The following is a 16,907-nucleotide window of genomic DNA, read 5'->3' as shown; positions in this document are numbered from 1 at the left end:
GTTTTTACTTAGCTTTGATACTTTTTCAATAATTTTTGTTTGACGTATTCCACGCCTTTATCCACATAAGCAATATTTTCTAACTGTAATAAATAGCGTTTGGCTGGTAATCCACCACCAAACCCTGTTAGCTGACGTGTTTTACCTAACACACGATGACAAGGAATGATAATGCTAATTGGGTTACTCCCCACAGCACCGCCTACCGCTCGCACCGCTTTAGGGTTATTAATGTGATGGGCTAACTCGCCATAACTTGAGGTTTCGCCATAAGGAATTTGGCACAATTGTTGCCAAATGCGTTGCTGAAAGGGCGTACCTTGTGGATTAAGCGGAATATCCGCAAAGGTTTCTTTTTCGCCATTGAAATAACGTGTTAGCGCCGCTGAAACCTGAGTAAAGAGCGGGTGATTTTCTCGCAAAATCCATTTTGGATTTGGGGCAATTTGCTCGGCTTCAAAATCCAAATTGGTCAATTTATTATCTTGGCTAATCATTAATAATCGCCCTATCGGGGAATGATAATAACAATAGTAGATTTCAGGCATTGGTGAGTTCTCTAAAAATCATATAAAAAAAGACCGCACTTGCATTTTATACAGAAAATGTAGGGCGATAGTTAGCAATTTTTACTTTGTCTAAACGTTGCTGAAAACGTGCATTATGCTTCAACTCCCACAAATCTAAGTTGTGTTGTAAATTAATCCAAAACTCAGGACTCGTTCCAAAAGCCTTTGCCAATTTAACCGCCATTTCTAAGGTCACTTTAGAATGATTATTTACCAAGCTACTTGCAGTATTACGATGAACATCAAGAATTTCAGCAAGATCACTAATTTTAAGATTAAGTGGGTGTAAAAATTCCTCTTGCAAGACTTCCCCTACTGATGTGGGTTTACGCTGTGTTGAGAACATCATTTCTCCTTATAAATCATAACGATGAGGATCAAGATAAAGCTGAGAAAGTTCGCCATTATCAAAATGAAAAATCAGACGATATTGTTTATTAACCCGAATAGAATAGCGTTTATTTTCTTTAGGCTCTAGTAACTCAAGACGATTTGCAGGCGGAACGCGTAAATCATTCAAATTTTCTGCTGCATTTATCATATCTAATTTTCTCGCTAATACTTTTGCTAAATTTGCAGGAATTTTGCTATGCAATTCTCCATACTGAAAAAAACGATAAAGATAATCGTCTTTAAAATGCTTAGCCGTTAAATTAAACACTTTATTTGCTCTGTTTATCCCTTATTATGAAAAATATTCTAAAGAATTAAATTGCACAGCACAAGTATGCAATTTAAGAAAAAGCCTATCCGATTGGATAGGCTTATTATAATGAAATTTGCGTAAATGCCTAGTTTCTCAAATTAGAAGCTGTAATTTACGTTTAAACCATAAAGGTTAGCACTGGATTTTGAACGATAGTCGGCTTTAACTTTAACTTCAACTAAACCACCACCAAGGCTTTGTGTTTCGGTGAAGTTTACTTTCTTACCACGTAGGTGAGCAAAACCGAAATCCACAGAAAGATTTGGGGTAAATTTATAGGTTGCCCCTAAGCTGTACCAAGTGCGATCTGTATCAGGAATTGAAGCACTTGCGTGTTCTGTTGGTGCAGCGGCTTCATCATAAGCAATCCCTGCGCGTAAAGTTAATTGGTCATTAACAAGATAACTTACCCCTAAAGCTACGCGTGTATTATCGCGGTATCTTTCTTCCTTATGAAGTGCAAGATCCCCATTACGAGAGCCTGCTGGCACACTGTCATAGGTGGCGTGTAAATTCTTTAAACGGCTCCATTCTGTATATTTGTAACTATAATGCACAGCGAAAGCATCTGTTAATTGGTGGAAACCTGAAATTTCCCAATATCCCGGTAAATTTAATGTTAATGATCCTGCACCAACATAAGGCTTAACCCCATAAGGCATATAACTTACCGCATTACGATCTTTAAACTCAATATCAATTTTTGAATGATATGCCACACCAATACGGTTTCTTTCATTAAATTCATAAACAAGACCAGCATTCCAACCAAAGCCCCAAGCACTTCTATCTTCAAGGTGAGTAAGAACTGTACCTTTCTCAACGCCTGCACCAACTTGTGCCGCCATTGGCGCATAAGGGCTAGGACTTGCTGCAACAGCATTTAGTGCATCATCTAAAATCCCTGCTGTGCGTTCAACTTCAGCTTTAGCATAAATAGCATTTAACCCCGCACCAATACTAAATCCTTCGCTAACACGGTAAGCACCACTTAAATTTAAGTTAATTGCGCTTAAATCAGTTTTTCCACCAAAAACACCCGCACTATAATCGCTACCATATTCACTTCTTAAACCAAAGTTTACATTCATTCCTCCACCAATTGCGAACTTATCATTAATTGGTGAGACGAAATACATATTCGGTACTAATGAACCTGGTACAACATCGTTATTATCCGCAGATTGTGGACGAGTAACTGGACGTCCTCCTGCTGTGGCTGTTACTGTGCCATCAACACGAATTTTAGAATCCACATAAACGCCACCAGCACTAAATTGGTTGGTTTTAAATAATGTCATTAACGCTGGGTTGGTCGCTACCACAGAAGCATTATCAGCAATCGCGGCTTCACCCGCATAAGCTCGCCCTAAGCCAGAACTTGACACTTCTGCTAATTGGAATGCTGCTGCTTGTGCGCCGCCTGCAACAGCTAATAATGCAGAAGAAAGTAATGTTCTTGAAAAAATTGTTGTTTTAGTCATTTGTAACCTTTTTTCGATTAAATTGATAAAAATTGATTAAAAAAGCCGTTGGATTGTAAAGAAAGCCCCCCACTAGTGCAAACAAATTTGGGCAAACTAATCAGAGTTCAGACCAGTTGAGAAATCTAAAAAGAAAACAAAGGGATGATAAGTGACAACATCGTAATAAACGTTGAGAGTGTATAGAAAACAGAAATAAAAATACCCAGTTTAACTGGGCATTGCGAAATTTCGGACTATTAGAAAAAAGACCACAACAAAATGGCTAATAACTGCGGCGAGAGTATTCGCAAGAACATTACTAAAGGATAGACCGTTGCATAAGAAAGCGCCGCGACCCCACTATCTTCTTTAATCGCATTGGCAAAGGCTAGCGCTGGCGGATCCGTCATTGAGCCTGCAAGCAAACCGCATAAAGACAAGTAATTCAGTTTTAGATATAAGCGAGCAAATAGCCCTACCGCCATTAATGGGAAAAATGTGATGATAATGCCATACCCCATCCATTCAAGCCCTGAGCCGTTCACTAGGGTATCCACAAAATTACCGCCTGATTTCAGCCCGACTACCGCTAAAAACAGCACAATACCAATTTCTCTTAAGGCAAGGTTTGCACTTGGTGGCATAAACCAGTAAAGTTTTCCAATGCTGCCTATTCTTGCCAAAATCAAGGCAACAACAAGTGGCCCACCTGCAAGCCCAAGTTTTAACGCCACAGAAAGCCCCGGAATATAAAAAGGAATTGACCCCACCAGCACGCCTAAACCAATACCAATAAACACTGGCAGCATTTGTACCTGTTGCAATTTTTGTTGTGCATTCCCAATAAGGGCAATGGCATTATCAATTACATCTGTTCGTCCGACAATATGTAATACGTCCCCAAATTGAAGTGTAGTATCCGCACTAGGAACTAGCTCTACCCCTGCACGGTTTAAGCGAGAAATTACCACGCCATATTTTTGATGAATACCAAGTGATTTTATTTTCTTTCCTAGAACTTTCTCATTTGTTACAACGATACGTTCAGAGCGTAAATCCCCTGTCAGAGTTGAACGTGGCACATCAATGGCTTCACCAATGACTAACTTCATTTTATGCAGGACGTGAACATCACCGACTAAATGCAAAATATCATCAAGAAGAATTTCCGTATCGGCACTTGGCACACTCACATTCTCGCCACGTTTTAAACGAGAACAAACCACATCCTCACTTTCAAATCCGGGAATTTCAATTAAGGTTAAGCCATTTAAATTCTGATTTGTAACCCGAATATTCATTGAGCGTAAACTGTCTTTATCTTGCCCACTTTCACGTTGGAAATTTGCCTCTTCTTCCTCTACTTTTATCTTAAAAAATAACCGCACTAACCACATTGTGAGTAAAATCCCACAAATCCCAAAAGGATAGGCCACTGCATATGCCATCCCCATATTACTTGTGGTATGGCTCATTCCCAATTCAGCAAGAATTTGTTGCCCAGCCCCCAATGATGGCGTATTTGTAACTGCGCCAGAATAGATCCCCAAAATAATATCAAGTGGAACCTCAGCCGCTTTATATAATACAACCACACTGGCTGCCCCAAGCAACACGATCAATACGGCTAATCCATTGAGCTTTAAGCCAGATTCTCGCAATGAAGCAAAAAAACCGGGACCGACTTGAATCCCAATTGTATAAACGAAAAGAATTAACCCAAATTCTTGAATAAAATGTAACGTATGTGCATCTAAGTGCACGCCATATTGGTTGGTAAAATGGGCAACAATAATTCCCCCAAACAAAACACCTCCAATACCTAACCCAACGCCACGAACTTTGAAATGCCCGATCCATAATCCGACGACCGCAACAAGGGCTAAAATGCTAATCGTCACCGCAATATCACTCATCACAACCTCGATAATTTCATTTAACTAAAAAAATTATAGCAACCTCTAAACAGAAAGAATGGATTAAAGTCTAAAAGTTTAATCTACATCACATTTTTCTTGCGTGCGGACTAAATTTCTTTAACAATCTTTGAACAAATTTTTAATTCTGCACTCTAAACAAAGACGATTTAACCTTTTATTTTCACATATTTACTCGGACGGTATTATGAATTGGTCAGAAGAATTACTCAGTTCATTTTTATGGATAATTCAAAGTCTTGTTATTACAAGCATCGCATTTTCTATTATTTTAGCCATTTTGGTGAAAACAACCCGTTGGGCAAGACAATTTTGGCTCATCACCCAAACTTACCTTTCGCCGAAACAGCATTTAAAACCACTCTGTTATTTTTGGGTGATTATTTTCTTTAATTTGCTTGCGGTACGGTTAGATATTCTCTTTTCTAACTGGTATAACGCAATGTATAGCGCCTTACAAGAAATGAATGCAAACGTATTTTGGCAACAAATGATCATTTTTTCTTTGCTCGCGACGGTACACGTTTTAAACGTCTTGTTTACCTATTACCTTTCGCAACGTTTTAAAATTCAATGGCGAACTTGGCTTAATCAACAATATCTCAACCAATGGACAGCAAACCAAGCCTATTACAAAACCTTGCACGGCACTAGCCAACTAGACAACCCCGATCAGCGAATTCAGCAGGATATTGACTCTTATGTGACCAGCTCGCTTGGCTTTGCCACTGGCGTCATTTCCTCAACCGTATCACTGGTTGCCTTTACCGCAATTTTATGGGATTTATCCGGTCCAATGGTGATCGCAGGCTATGAAATCCCACATATGATGGTCTTTCTGGTTTTTGTTTATGTGCTAATTACGAGTCTTATCGCTTTTAAAATTGGACGACCATTAATAAAACTTAACTTTGCCAATGAAAAGCTTAACGCGAACTACCGCTATTCCCTCATTCGTTTAAAAGAATATGCCGAAAGCATCGCCTTTTATCGTGGTGAAAAAATGGAAAGCCATATTTTATTTAAACAATTTAACAACATTATTAGCAATATCTGGCAATTGGTTTATCGAATGCTAAAACTGTCCGGATTTAATCTTGCGGTATCGCAAGTTTCCGTTATTTTTCCTTTTATCATTCAAGCGACACGTTACTTTAGTGGACAAATTAAATTAGGGGATTTAATGCAAACTTCACAAGCGTTCGGTAAAGTGCAAGAAGCCCTTTCTTTTTATCGAAATTCTTATGATGACTTTACCGCTTATCGTGCAGTACTTGATCGTTTAACGGGTTTCCACAGTGCGCTCCATTCTATTAATCACAACACAAATGTGGAAATAGAAAATAGCGATGGCGAAGTGATTTTTCAACATTTAACGATTAAACGCCCTGATAATCAAAGCCTGATTGAAAAACTTAATCTCACTCTCCCTTTAGGAAGTCGCCTACTTATTCAAGGTCCTTCTGGCTCAGGAAAAACAACCCTATTACGCACCATAGCCGGACTTTGGCCATATTCTGAAGGCAAAATATATTGCCCGCAAACACAGGCATTGTTCCTCTCACAAAAACCGTATTTACCGCAAGGTCGGTTAATTGATGCGCTTTATTATCCTACGCTTGCACCTCAAGAACCGGATTTATCCCATATTCAACAAATTATGCAACAGGTCAATTTAGGTCATTTAAGCGATAAACTTGAACAACAAAAAGATTGGACGCGTGTACTTTCTCTCGGCGAACAACAACGCCTTGCTTTTGCGCGTTTATTTTTACATAAACCACAGGTTGCCTTCCTTGACGAAGCCACCGCAAGTATGGACGAAGGATTGGAAGAAGCAATGTATCAATTATTAGATAGCATATTGCCAAATACCACTATAATTAGTGTAGGGCATCGTTCTACCTTACTGAAACATCACGCATTGCATTTACAAATTCAGCCAGACAAAAGCTGGCGTTTATGCTAACTAATAAAAAATCAGAATAAACAAAAGTGCGGTGTAAAAATAGGAAGTTTTTACACCGCACTTAGCTTTTTATTTAATCTTATTAACTAATTACAACTAGGTTTGCCTGTTTTATGATTAATTGCGCCATTTTGAATAAGCAGTTTTTGCATTTCAGGTAAATTACGCTCACAGGCATAAGACAAGGCACTTTGGTTATAAGAAAACATTGATGGCTCTTTTGTGGTGGTCACTAAATTCACATTTGCTCCCTGAGAAATAAGGAATTTTACTGTTTCCAAGCGGTTATTGCTGGCTGCAACCATCAGCAAGGTTTCACCATCACTTTCAATACTTTGATCGTTTAAATCTACAGGGCTTAAATTCCCATAGATTTTTTTCACTATATGGGTATTTTTGCCTAATACAGCTGATTTCAGCACGTTATAAACATCACCTGAATCAGTAGCAAAAAGGCTTGCACCTTGTGAGATTAAATATTCTACAATATCTTCATAACCAATAAATGCAGCCCAACCAAGCGCGGTTTGCCCAAGGCTTCCTGTATCTTTTACCTCAAGATCTTGCCCTTTTTCAACCATCGCTTTAATTTCAGCTAAATTACCTTGTTTGACGGCATCAAACCAGTGTGCATTTTCACCTTTAGAGGGTTCTGTATAGAAAATACGCCACGCAAGCTTATTTGGATTCGCAATATCGTGCATTTCTTCTGCACTAAAACGAAATGCGGAGGTATAAGGCTTCGCCTGTTCATTTTCTGTTGCAGAGGCGAACATTGATATGCCAAGGGTTAAGGTAAAAGTAAAAAGTTGGGTTAATTTTTTCATTATCTTCTCTCTAATAAAGTAGGGAGCAAGCATTATAAAGAGAAGTGCGGTGTAAAAACAGGGAATTTTTTCACCGCACTTAAGAATGGTTTTACTGAATACTAAATCGTAATGGCACACTTGCCGAGGAGCTAACACTTGCGGGTTTTGGTCCAATAGAACGCGCGCGTTTTACGGCATCAAGGGCGGCATTATCAAGATCATTATTCCCTGATGATTTTGCTAATTGTACATTATTCAATGAACCATCATTTGCGATGGTGAAACTAACAGTAACGATTCCCTGTTTTCGCATCATTTTGGCGCGTTGCGGATAACGTTGCTGACGCTCAATTTCCTTCCTTATGGCACTAAGATAGGCTTTGGCTTCATCTGAACTGGTTCCTTTCCCAACTAAATTCGGATTAGTTACCGTTGCTTTGCCTAGGCTCGTTGCATTGGAGGTGATCTTCGCCGCTGAATTAATATTACGATCGCCTTTTTCTAATTCTTTATTTGCCAACGGTTTTTCTTTTGGTTTTTGCTTTGGCTTCTCTTTTGGGATTTTTTTTGGCTTTTCCTTTTTAACCTCTTTTTCCTTTGGTTTTTCAGGCTTTGGCGGTTCTGGTTTCACAATAGGATCAGGCACGCTTTCTTTCACTTCTGGTTCTGGCTCTATTGGCTGTGGCTCTGGTGTCACTTCAGGCTCTTCCACGGTCATTCCCATTAGCATTTCCATTGAAATGCTATTATCAATGATTTCTGCCTGATAACCATTTGCCGTGCCATCATCTCGTATTGCATAAAGAATTGCCCCAATAAGCATTACGTGGAACAGCAAAGAAAAGAAAAAACCAAACCAAGAACGATGTTTATTTGCCATTTAGTTGCCTTTCTCTTTCATTGTTACAATGGCAACATTTTTGATGTTATTCTTCGCCATTAAATCCGTGAGGCTAACAAAATCTTGGAAGGTTGCTTTCGCATCGACTTTTAGGGTAACTTTTTGATCTTTCGCCCAGCTTGCGACTTCTTTTTCCATTTGGGCGAGATCCGTAGGTTTATCGTTAAAAAAGATTTCCCCTGTTTCGGTAACCGTTAATAATTTAGCCAAATCGTCCGACTTAAATGCGACGGTACTGCTTGCTTTTGGCACATTGACTTGGATTTTTCCTTGAGAAATAAAAGACGCGGTAATTAATACAATCGCCAGCAACACTAACATAATGTCAATGAAAGGGATAATATTGATTTCATCAAACTTTTTCACATTATGCCCCTAGATTTTTTTGTCCGTTTAAGGCTTTCCATTTCAAGCGATTCACTTCTACTTTGCGTTGTAAACCGTTGTAAAACACCATTGATGGAATGGCAACTAAAATCCCTACGGCAGTGGCTTTGAGCGCAAGAGAAAGATTAAGCATAATGGCGGCTGCATCAATATCTCCCCCTGAATTTCCCAATTCATAGAAGGTTAATAGAATACCGATAACTGTGCCAAGCAAGCCGACATAAGGGGCATTCGATCCAATAGTGGAAATAATAGTGAGATTACGGTTGAGATCGATGTCTAATTCGTGAATATTGGTGTAGTGTGAAACATTCACACGGCTCAAAAAGATAAAACGTTCAATGACGAACCATACCATCATAAAGCTCATTAAGCCGAGTAACCCTAAAATAATGTAATCAATATAATGTTGTAAAAATGCGAATAATTGTGGCATTGGGAAATCCTTAACGCTGACGTTAAATAAAACTGAGGCAAACTGCCCTTAATTGTTATTGAGAATGAATTTCAATTAGGTTGCAAATTGTAACAAATTAAAAATTTTCGGTCAAAGTGCGAATAAAAAATGCGGTGAAAAATCACCGCACTTGTTAAACAGATTAGAATGTGTAATTTACATTCATTCTAAAGTCGCGTCCAGCGCCCGTTAAACTATTTACCCCTGCACGCTGGCTATGGCTTTTGTAGTTTTTGTTGAATACATTATCAACTGCAACGTTAATCGTGAGATTTTCATTGGCTTCCCAGCTCGCATAAAGATCATTTACGCCATAACCCGGTTGTTTCACACTTGTGCTTCCACCTGAACCACGGCTCGGTGTTCCTGTTTCGCCCTCAACAAAACGTCCTTTCCAACCGATAATTAAGTTTGGATTAGCGAATTTGTACGACACTTCGGTTGTCCAAGTACGCCCTGTTGCCACAGCAAATACTGTATTATCCGCCACATTACCATAAACTTCAGGTTTACTTTCTGCCACACCTGCGCGTAGTGTTAAGCCCGCGTGTTTATAAGCAGCGGATAGTTCATAACCTTGGTTACGCAATAATGCGCCATTATAAATAACCTTATAAATAACATTATCAATAACATTATTTTTCAATGACATCGCATCTTTTACTTTTTGCCAGAAGTAACTTCCACTTAGTGAAATACGATCATTTAAATCATAATTGAAACCAATTTCTGCATTGCGTGCTTTTTCTGCACGGATATTGCTATCGATTCCAATTGTGCCAGAACCAGCAATCATTACCTCATATAAACGAGGGCTACGGGTTGCATAGTTCAAACTGGTGTTCAAGCTTAAATCATCAGAAACTTGCCAAATTAAGCCCGCACTTGGGTTGAAATGCCCTTTGCTTGCCTTAGAGCCATTTGACGCTTTAAAGTTAAAGTAATCATAACGCGCCCCTGTTGTTAAGATGACAGGTCCCATTCCCCAAATGCCTTCTACATACACACCGAGATCGTCTTTGCGTTGATTATGCGCACCTGCGGCAAGTTGATTTGGTTTTCCTACTTGTTTACGATAATTTACGCCGTATTTCACTAGGTGATTTTCACCAATGGCGCTGTCTAAATTTAAGTTAGCTCCCGCAGTGAGAATTTGGGTTTTACTGCTTCCTTCTTCACGTACACGTTTTGTATGATAAACATTGGCTTTCGCTTCGGTAACAAAGCCCATATTCTTACCTGTCCACTCCAAATTGGTGGTATCTTGCGTAGTGGTACGGTAACGTGGGTTATTATTCTCTTCATTCACCACATAATTCCCATTACCATCTAATACATAGTATGCGTTCTTCCCACTTCTATCTTTGCCGGCATAAACGTTACTTAATTGATAGCCTTTATTGATTTGTGCTGAAGATAAGTTTGCCGCAGAAACATAAGAATTAGAAAAATCAAATTCTTCACGCAATGCACGCACACCATAGTAACGTTCTTGGCGATGGCTTAGTACCACACGTTGATTTTCAGTAATATCCCAACCCAATTTAGCCAATAAGCCACGCTCACCTAGTGCGCTGTTTTGTACGATATCTGATCCATTAAGATTTTTATAATCTTTACCGCCTTTATAGTTTTCTTTGTGATTCCAGTTACCTGAAACTAACGCATCAAATGCCCCTACTTTGCCATATACACTCGCGCCTTGCGTATAACCTTTATTGCTACGCACGCCGCCGGTAAGTTTAAACCCAAAATCTTGCCCTTCTCTTAATAAATCTTGCGCATCAACAGTTGTTGCAATAATTGAGCCACTGGTTGCACCAATCCCAGCACTGGCAGAACCCGCTCCTTTTTGTACATCAATACGTTTAATTAAGGCTGGATCCAATAAGAAACGGCCTTCGTGGTGGAAGGATTGGGTATCTGAATAAGTATTGTCCACTTTGAAATCAATTTGATCTTGCCCCATTCCACGAATTGTTACCCATTGCGATGTTCCGCCATTTCCACCACCAAAATTAATCGCAGGCTCATTAAATAACAAACCACGTAAATCCGTTTCCGTACTACGCTCCATTTGTTTTAGGGTAACGACATTGGTTTTGCTTTTCGCCCCGGTATTTTCAGTAACAACATCAATCACACCTAAGGTTTCCGCTTGCACCGCCGTTGCCACAAGTGTTGCGAGAGGTAAAAGAACAAATTTTGCTTTCTTCATAATGAACTTCCTTTATTACACATTATTAAAATATTGAGAATTATTATCGTTTTTTTTTGCATCTTTAGTCAATCGTCAGAAATGGAAAAAAGCAAATTTTTATCTACCAACGATAAAATATTTAAAAATAAGGAAAAACTTATAAAAAAAACACCGCACTTTTATAAATAAATTAGATAACATTTAAAAATAAAAAGTAAATGCAAGGCAAAAGAAAAAGACGAAAGGCAATTCACCTTTCGTCTTTCTGCTTTTATGATAAGAAAACGCGTTTAGTTTGGCTGTGTTGCTGATGAAATCTTTTCTACTCTCGCTTGTTTCACCATATTATCTGCGACTTCTAAAATCGTGATTTTTAAGCCGTTAATTTCACATTCTGTTCCTTCATCAGGAATTTCTTCTAAATGCTCTAAAATAAGTCCATTGAAGGTTCGGGCTTCATCGGTATCCAAATGCCAGTCAAATAATTTATTTAAATCCCTGATATTTGCTGATCCTTCAATAATCATTGAGCCATCTGATTGCTGGGTAACTTCTTCATCAATGGAAGGGGCGGTAGAAGTGGTAAATTCACCCACAATTTCTTCCAAAATATCTTCCAATGTCACCAAGCCTTTGATATCGCCATACTCATCAACCACTAAACCTATACGTTCTTTTTTATTACGGAAGTTGACTAATTGTGCATTTAATGGCGTGCCTTCAGGGATAAAATAGGCCTCATCAACTGCTCGAATTAATGTCTCTTTACTAAATTCATTTTTATCTAACATTAAACGATATGCTTCACGCACACGTAAAATACCTAACACATTTTCGTCCATACTTTCTTTGTATAGCACGATTTTACTGTGTGCCGAGTGATTGAGCTGACGCATAATGGCTTTCCAATCATCGTCAATGTTGATCCCGCCAATATCGTTGCGTGGCACCATAATATCGTCCACCGTCACTTTTTCTAAATCCAAAATAGAAAGCAACATTTCTTGGTGAGCGGAAGGAATGAAATGCCCTGATTGATTCACAATAGCACGTAGCTCTTCCGTGCTTAATGAACTGACTTTTTGTTCATTTTTAACACGGAATAATTTCATCAGGCCACGAATAATCAGGTTCATTAAGAACACGATTGGGCTAAAAATTTTCAGCAATGGCGTAAGAATATGACTTGATAAAAATGCCACTTTTTCGGGGTAAAGTGCTGCAATGGTTTTGGGGAAAATTTCAGCGAAAATCAGCATTGCAAAAGTTAATGCCCCAGTGGCAATCGCCACCCCCATATCGCCATACAAACGCATTCCAATAATGGTTGCAATCGCGGAAGCGGAAATATTAACGAGGTTATTACAAATTAAAATAAGGCTAAGTAGAATATCGGTTTTCTTGAGTAATTTTTCTGCCTTTTTTGCGCCTTTATGTCCCTTTTCAGCAAGGAACCGCATTCGATAACGATTGGCAGAAAGTAAGCCCGTTTCTGAGCTAGAAAAATAAGCGGATAAAATCAGTAAAATAATTAACGTGATAAATAATGTACTAAGGGGGATACTATCCAAAATCAAATCCTTTTATCAAACCATCGTTCTTGGGCGCTCAAATTAAAGCCCTAGCCCAAACGCAACACGACTGCCAAAATAAGCAATTGAGAGCAAAATCATACCCGAAATACTATAAATAATCACCTTTTTTCCACGCCAGTGCCATTTCCAATGCCCAATTAAAGCAATGGCTAACACAACCCACGCTAAAAAAGAAAAAATCGCTTTTTGTACATTTTGCATACCAAAAAAGTCGGGTAAATACACCGCGCCAGAGATTAATGTTAAAGTCAGTAAGAACTCACCACTTAACATCAAACGGAAAAAATGCCGCTCTACCGTCATTAATGGCGGAATAATAGGCGATAATGCTAATTTTTTACTTTTTAAGTTCCTATCAATCCACCACAATTGAACGGCATATAAGGTCGCAATAAAACATACCGCATAAGCCAATAAGGCCAAACCGATATGTAAAAATAAGCCCACATTATGGATTAAATGTTGCACAAGTGCGATAGGTAAAAATGTCTGTAAAATCAAATTAATTATCGCCAAACAATACACAATAGGTAATAAGAACCACAGGGTATTCACTCGAAAACCAAGCGCAAAGGTTGCCAAAGCAGCCACAATTACACTTAGCAGAGAACTAATATCCATCAGGGTAAATTGTTGGGCATTCGCTAAATGAGAAAACAGGGGGACAAGACTAATGCAATGTGCCACAACTGCCAAAAGTGCGGTGCAAAAAAACAATGTTTTATTCGGTTTTTTCGTTTGTTCTCCCGAGTGTGCTTTTAATAACATTGGGGTAATGAACAAAATACTGATTATGTATAAAAAAATCGAAAATATGGCAAACCACATTTTTACTCACCTTAAAGCCAAATCAAGAATTATTTTTATTCTAGCCTTGCCGCACTAAAATCGCTATAAATTTCTTGCAAATGATGAAAATCTGTGGGATTTCAGTATAATTGGCACAATTTATTTCATTTCATTCCACTCAAATTTAGGAAAAACGATGTTTGAAAACCTTTCTGATCGTCTCTCGAAAACCCTGCGTAACATTACGGGGAAAGGACGTTTAACCGAAGATAATATTAAAGATACCCTGCGTGAAGTGCGTATGGCATTGCTTGAAGCAGATGTTGCTTTACCCGTCGTGCGTGAATTTATTAATAAAGTCAAAGAACGTGCTATCGGTGAAGAAGTCAATCGTAGCTTAACGCCGGGACAAGAATTTCTCAAAATTGTGCAATCTGAGCTTGAAAAAGCAATGGGTGAAGCCAATGAGAGCCTCAACCTTGCGACTCAACCGCCTGCGGTGATTTTAATGGCAGGTTTGCAAGGGGCGGGGAAAACCACGAGCGTAGGTAAGCTCGCTAAATTCTTACGTGAACGTCAGAAGAAAAAAGTGATGGTGGTCTCGGCGGACGTCTATCGCCCAGCCGCGATCAAACAACTTGAAACCCTTGCGCAAGCCGTTGGGGTAGATTTCTTCCCGTCTAATAGCCAACAAAACCCCGTAGAAATTGTGCAAGCCGCCCTTGCTGATGCTAAACTCAAATTCTACGATGTGTTGATTGTGGATACCGCGGGTCGTTTGCACGTTGATAGTGAAATGATGGAAGAAATCCAAAAAATTCACACCGCACTTAACCCAGTGGAAACCCTTTTCACCGTCGACGCAATGACCGGACAAGATGCCGCAAATACTGCAAAAGCCTTTAATGAAGCGCTACCGCTTACAGGGGTTATTCTTACCAAAGTAGACGGCGATGCTCGTGGCGGTGCGGCCCTTTCTATTCGCCAAATCACTGGCAAACCAATTAAATTCTTAGGGGTTGGGGAAAAAACAGAAGCCCTCGAACCATTCCACCCTGATCGTGTTGCTTCACGCATTTTAGGAATGGGGGACGTACTTTCGCTAATTGAAGATCTACAACGCTCAGTGGATCAAGAAAAAGCGGAAAAAATGGCAAAAAAATTCCAAAAAGGCGATGATTTCACATTGGAAGATTTCCGTGATCAGCTTATTGAAATGAAAAAAATGGGCGGAATGATGACAATGCTGGAAAAATTACCGGGTGCGAAAAACCTGCCTGATCACATCAAAAATCAAGTTGATGACAAAATGTTTATTAAAATGGAAGCCATCATCAATTCAATGACCTTAAAAGAGCGAGCTAAACCTGAAATCATCAAAGGTTCACGCCGCCGCCGTATCGCCTTAGGCTCTGGCACACAAGTGCAAGACGTGAATAAATTACTGAAACAATTTGATGAAATGCAACGTATGATGAAAAAAATGCGTAAAGGTGGAATGGCAAAAATGATGCGTGGAATGAAAGGAATGATGGGCGGAATGGGCGGTTTAGGCGGCCTTGGCAATATGTTCAAACGCTAATTAATCGTAAAAAACGGAAGAAATAACCGCGCTTTCAAAGTGCGGTTATTTTTTATTAGAAATTTTATTGTGCAGATAATTTCTTACGTTCTAATGCAATTACTCCTCGATGAGTCATATAACAACAAAAAATACAAGCGACAACAGCAAATATTAGAAGATAGAACCCATAATCCCATCCATAATGTTTTGCTACAAATCCGATCAATGCTGTACCACTAAAGCTGCCTAACACATAGCTTAAAAATCCTCTTAAGCCTGTAGCTGAACCTGCTGCAAAACTCGGCACTAATTCAATCGTTTGTAAAGAACTAAGGAACATTGGCACATAGATTAAGCAGCCAATAATTCCAGCCCCTAATGTTACCGTACCTAAAGTTTCTCCTCCCCAGTAGATAAACATAGCCATACCAACACCAACGAGGCAGATAATAGATAATGGCATACGTCTTCCCTTAAAAAACGAATCGGTCAAATAACCAGCAAATAAAGTAGAAATAATCGCAGACCATTCAAAAATCGCAAAAGCAATTCCCATATCTTTTTTGCTAAATCCTTTAGTTTCCAATAAATAAAGTGGTAGCCACGTTAGTACACCAAACCGAATCATATAAGTAAATACATCAATAAAAGAGACAAACCAAACATTTTTATCATTTAACACATAATTTTTAAGAATTTGCCATGACGATAAATGCTGATCGTCTGATTTTGTAACAACTAATTCTTCTTGATCGTTATGTAAAATTTGGTGTAATGGAGGCAATCCTTCATTGTAGGTTTTACCTGCACCAAAAAAATAAAAAATTAATGCAATGAATAATACGACTGTAACTGGCACAATAAAATTAGCTGTTTGCCAATGTTCTTGCCCCAGCCAAGCCATTGCTCCGCCTGTAATAGGCGCAACTAATCCTCCGCCTACATTATGTGAGCTATTAAAAATAGAAGTAATAAATCCTCTTGACTTACGTGGATACCAATTTGCTAGCACGACATAAGCAGGTCCTGCCCCCATTCCTTGGAATAAGCCATTTAAGCAGACTAATAGAAAAAACAACCAGAATGCAGAGCTAAATCCCATCATCAAATTAACTAATGCAGAAAGCACTAAACCTAAAATCATAAAATGTTTTGGATTGGCTTTATCCGCTAATACACTCATAAAACCTTTACTTAAGCCATAGATAACTAAAGATGTACCAGAAATTAGTCCAATCATATCTTTGTCAAAGCCTAATTCTGATTTCAAGTAAGGAGTCGATAAAATAAAATTATTACGAATAATATAATAAGCTGCGTAGCCAATAAAAATACCAAATAATGCATTCCAACGTTTACGATTATAAGTGTTTAACACGTCATTCTCTGGTATAGGTGAACCCGCTTGGGATTTTAAAAAACTCAGCATTCTTTCTCCTAAAAAAACATAAATTAAAGGAAGGATGAAAAAAGATATTTAATGACATTCCGGTATATGTCAATAAAATAAAGTTAAAATCGTGAAATGAATCACTAATTTTATTAATTTTTCTAAGAA

Annotated in this window: 15 protein-coding genes; 2 read left to right on the top strand and 13 right to left on the bottom strand. The window is 38.7% G+C overall.

What is annotated here, in order from left to right; all coding sequences use genetic code 11:
• Positions 1 to 8: 8 nt before the first annotated feature.
• The 5 genes from L4F93_RS06585 to L4F93_RS06565 all read right to left on the bottom strand — a co-directional run bounded on the left by L4F93_RS06585 (position 9) and on the right by L4F93_RS06565 (position 4,657).
• On the bottom strand, positions 9 to 548 hold the full coding sequence (locus tag L4F93_RS06585) for a methylated-DNA--[protein]-cysteine S-methyltransferase (RefSeq protein WP_250349559.1): 540 nt from the start codon (positions 546 to 548) through the stop codon (positions 9 to 11).
• 46 nt (positions 549 to 594) lie between these two features.
• Positions 595 to 915, bottom strand: a complete 321-nt coding sequence (locus L4F93_RS06580; protein WP_250351645.1) for a HigA family addiction module antitoxin — start codon at positions 913 to 915, stop codon at positions 595 to 597.
• 9 nt (positions 916 to 924) lie between these two features.
• Positions 925 to 1,230, bottom strand: a complete 306-nt coding sequence (locus L4F93_RS06575; protein WP_250349558.1) for a type II toxin-antitoxin system RelE/ParE family toxin — start codon at positions 1,228 to 1,230, stop codon at positions 925 to 927.
• Positions 1,231 to 1,373: 143 nt separating this feature from the next.
• Complete coding sequence (locus L4F93_RS06570) at positions 1,374 to 2,759, bottom strand: outer membrane protein transport protein (protein WP_250349557.1); 1,386 nt, start codon at positions 2,757 to 2,759, stop codon at positions 1,374 to 1,376.
• Between the two features lie 239 nt (positions 2,760 to 2,998).
• Complete coding sequence (locus L4F93_RS06565) at positions 2,999 to 4,657, bottom strand: putative transporter (protein ID WP_250349556.1); 1,659 nt, start codon at positions 4,655 to 4,657, stop codon at positions 2,999 to 3,001.
• 208 nt (positions 4,658 to 4,865) lie between these two features.
• On the opposite strand from L4F93_RS06565, the gene L4F93_RS06560 reads away from it, so the two are divergent.
• Positions 4,866 to 6,647, top strand: a complete 1,782-nt coding sequence (locus tag L4F93_RS06560; RefSeq protein WP_250349555.1) for an ABC transporter ATP-binding protein/permease — start codon at positions 4,866 to 4,868, stop codon at positions 6,645 to 6,647.
• An 86-nt stretch (positions 6,648 to 6,733) separates the two neighbouring features.
• Here the strand turns inward: L4F93_RS06560 and L4F93_RS06555 are convergent, their stop codons facing one another.
• From L4F93_RS06555 to L4F93_RS06525, 7 genes are all read right to left on the bottom strand, one after another.
• A complete protein-coding gene (locus L4F93_RS06555; RefSeq protein WP_250349554.1) occupies positions 6,734 to 7,474 on the bottom strand; it encodes an ankyrin repeat domain-containing protein in 741 nt (246 codons plus the stop codon).
• 91 nt (positions 7,475 to 7,565) lie between these two features.
• Complete coding sequence (locus L4F93_RS06550) at positions 7,566 to 8,336, bottom strand: energy transducer TonB (protein ID WP_250349553.1); 771 nt, start codon at positions 8,334 to 8,336, stop codon at positions 7,566 to 7,568.
• On the bottom strand, positions 8,337 to 8,723 hold the full coding sequence (gene exbD / locus L4F93_RS06545) for a TonB system transport protein ExbD (RefSeq protein ID WP_250349552.1): 387 nt from the start codon (positions 8,721 to 8,723) through the stop codon (positions 8,337 to 8,339).
• 1 nt (position 8,724) lies between these two features.
• Positions 8,725 to 9,180: a TonB-system energizer ExbB gene (gene exbB / locus L4F93_RS06540; protein WP_250349551.1), complete on the bottom strand. Its 456-nt coding sequence runs from the start codon at positions 9,178 to 9,180 to the stop codon at positions 8,725 to 8,727.
• Between the two features lie 163 nt (positions 9,181 to 9,343).
• Positions 9,344 to 11,419, bottom strand: a complete 2,076-nt coding sequence (locus tag L4F93_RS06535; protein ID WP_250349550.1) for a TonB-dependent receptor domain-containing protein — start codon at positions 11,417 to 11,419, stop codon at positions 9,344 to 9,346.
• A 272-nt stretch (positions 11,420 to 11,691) separates the two neighbouring features.
• Entirely contained in the window at positions 11,692 to 12,972 is a 1,281-nt protein-coding gene (locus tag L4F93_RS06530; RefSeq protein ID WP_250349549.1) for an HlyC/CorC family transporter, read from the bottom strand.
• A gap of 42 nt (positions 12,973 to 13,014) precedes the next feature.
• Positions 13,015 to 13,824, bottom strand: a complete 810-nt coding sequence (locus L4F93_RS06525; protein ID WP_250349548.1) for a cytochrome C assembly family protein — start codon at positions 13,822 to 13,824, stop codon at positions 13,015 to 13,017.
• Between the two features lie 157 nt (positions 13,825 to 13,981).
• On the opposite strand from L4F93_RS06525, the gene ffh reads away from it, so the two are divergent.
• Positions 13,982 to 15,367, top strand: a complete 1,386-nt coding sequence (gene ffh, locus L4F93_RS06520; RefSeq protein WP_250349547.1) for a signal recognition particle protein — start codon at positions 13,982 to 13,984, stop codon at positions 15,365 to 15,367.
• A gap of 64 nt (positions 15,368 to 15,431) precedes the next feature.
• On the opposite strand, the gene L4F93_RS06515 is transcribed toward ffh, so the two are convergent.
• On the bottom strand, positions 15,432 to 16,778 hold the full coding sequence (locus L4F93_RS06515) for an MFS transporter (protein ID WP_250349546.1): 1,347 nt from the start codon (positions 16,776 to 16,778) through the stop codon (positions 15,432 to 15,434).
• Positions 16,779 to 16,907: the final 129 nt, after the last annotated feature.

It is taken from the genome of Avibacterium sp. 20-132, from assembly GCF_023611925.1.
Lineage (GTDB): Bacteria > Pseudomonadota > Gammaproteobacteria > Enterobacterales > Pasteurellaceae > Avibacterium.
This window is presented reverse-complemented; position numbering and strand designations above follow the sequence as displayed.

Coding starts and splice junctions, on each gene's coding strand:
- L4F93_RS06585 (WP_250349559.1), bottom strand. CDS start 548: ATGCCTGAAATCTACTATTGTTATTATCATTCCCCGATAGGGCGATTA.
- L4F93_RS06580 (WP_250351645.1), bottom strand. CDS start 915: ATGTTCTCAACACAGCGTAAACCCACATCAGTAGGGGAAGTCTTGCAA.
- L4F93_RS06570 (WP_250349557.1), bottom strand. CDS start 2,759: ATGACTAAAACAACAATTTTTTCAAGAACATTACTTTCTTCTGCATTA.
- L4F93_RS06565 (WP_250349556.1), bottom strand. CDS start 4,657: ATGAGTGATATTGCGGTGACGATTAGCATTTTAGCCCTTGTTGCGGTC.
- L4F93_RS06560 (WP_250349555.1), top strand. CDS start 4,866: ATGAATTGGTCAGAAGAATTACTCAGTTCATTTTTATGGATAATTCAA.
- L4F93_RS06555 (WP_250349554.1), bottom strand. CDS start 7,474: ATGAAAAAATTAACCCAACTTTTTACTTTTACCTTAACCCTTGGCATA.
- L4F93_RS06550 (WP_250349553.1), bottom strand. CDS start 8,336: ATGGCAAATAAACATCGTTCTTGGTTTGGTTTTTTCTTTTCTTTGCTG.
- exbB (WP_250349551.1), bottom strand. CDS start 9,180: ATGCCACAATTATTCGCATTTTTACAACATTATATTGATTACATTATT.
- L4F93_RS06535 (WP_250349550.1), bottom strand. CDS start 11,419: ATGAAGAAAGCAAAATTTGTTCTTTTACCTCTCGCAACACTTGTGGCA.
- L4F93_RS06525 (WP_250349548.1), bottom strand. CDS start 13,824: ATGTGGTTTGCCATATTTTCGATTTTTTTATACATAATCAGTATTTTG.
- ffh (WP_250349547.1), top strand. CDS start 13,982: ATGTTTGAAAACCTTTCTGATCGTCTCTCGAAAACCCTGCGTAACATT.
- L4F93_RS06515 (WP_250349546.1), bottom strand. CDS start 16,778: ATGCTGAGTTTTTTAAAATCCCAAGCGGGTTCACCTATACCAGAGAAT.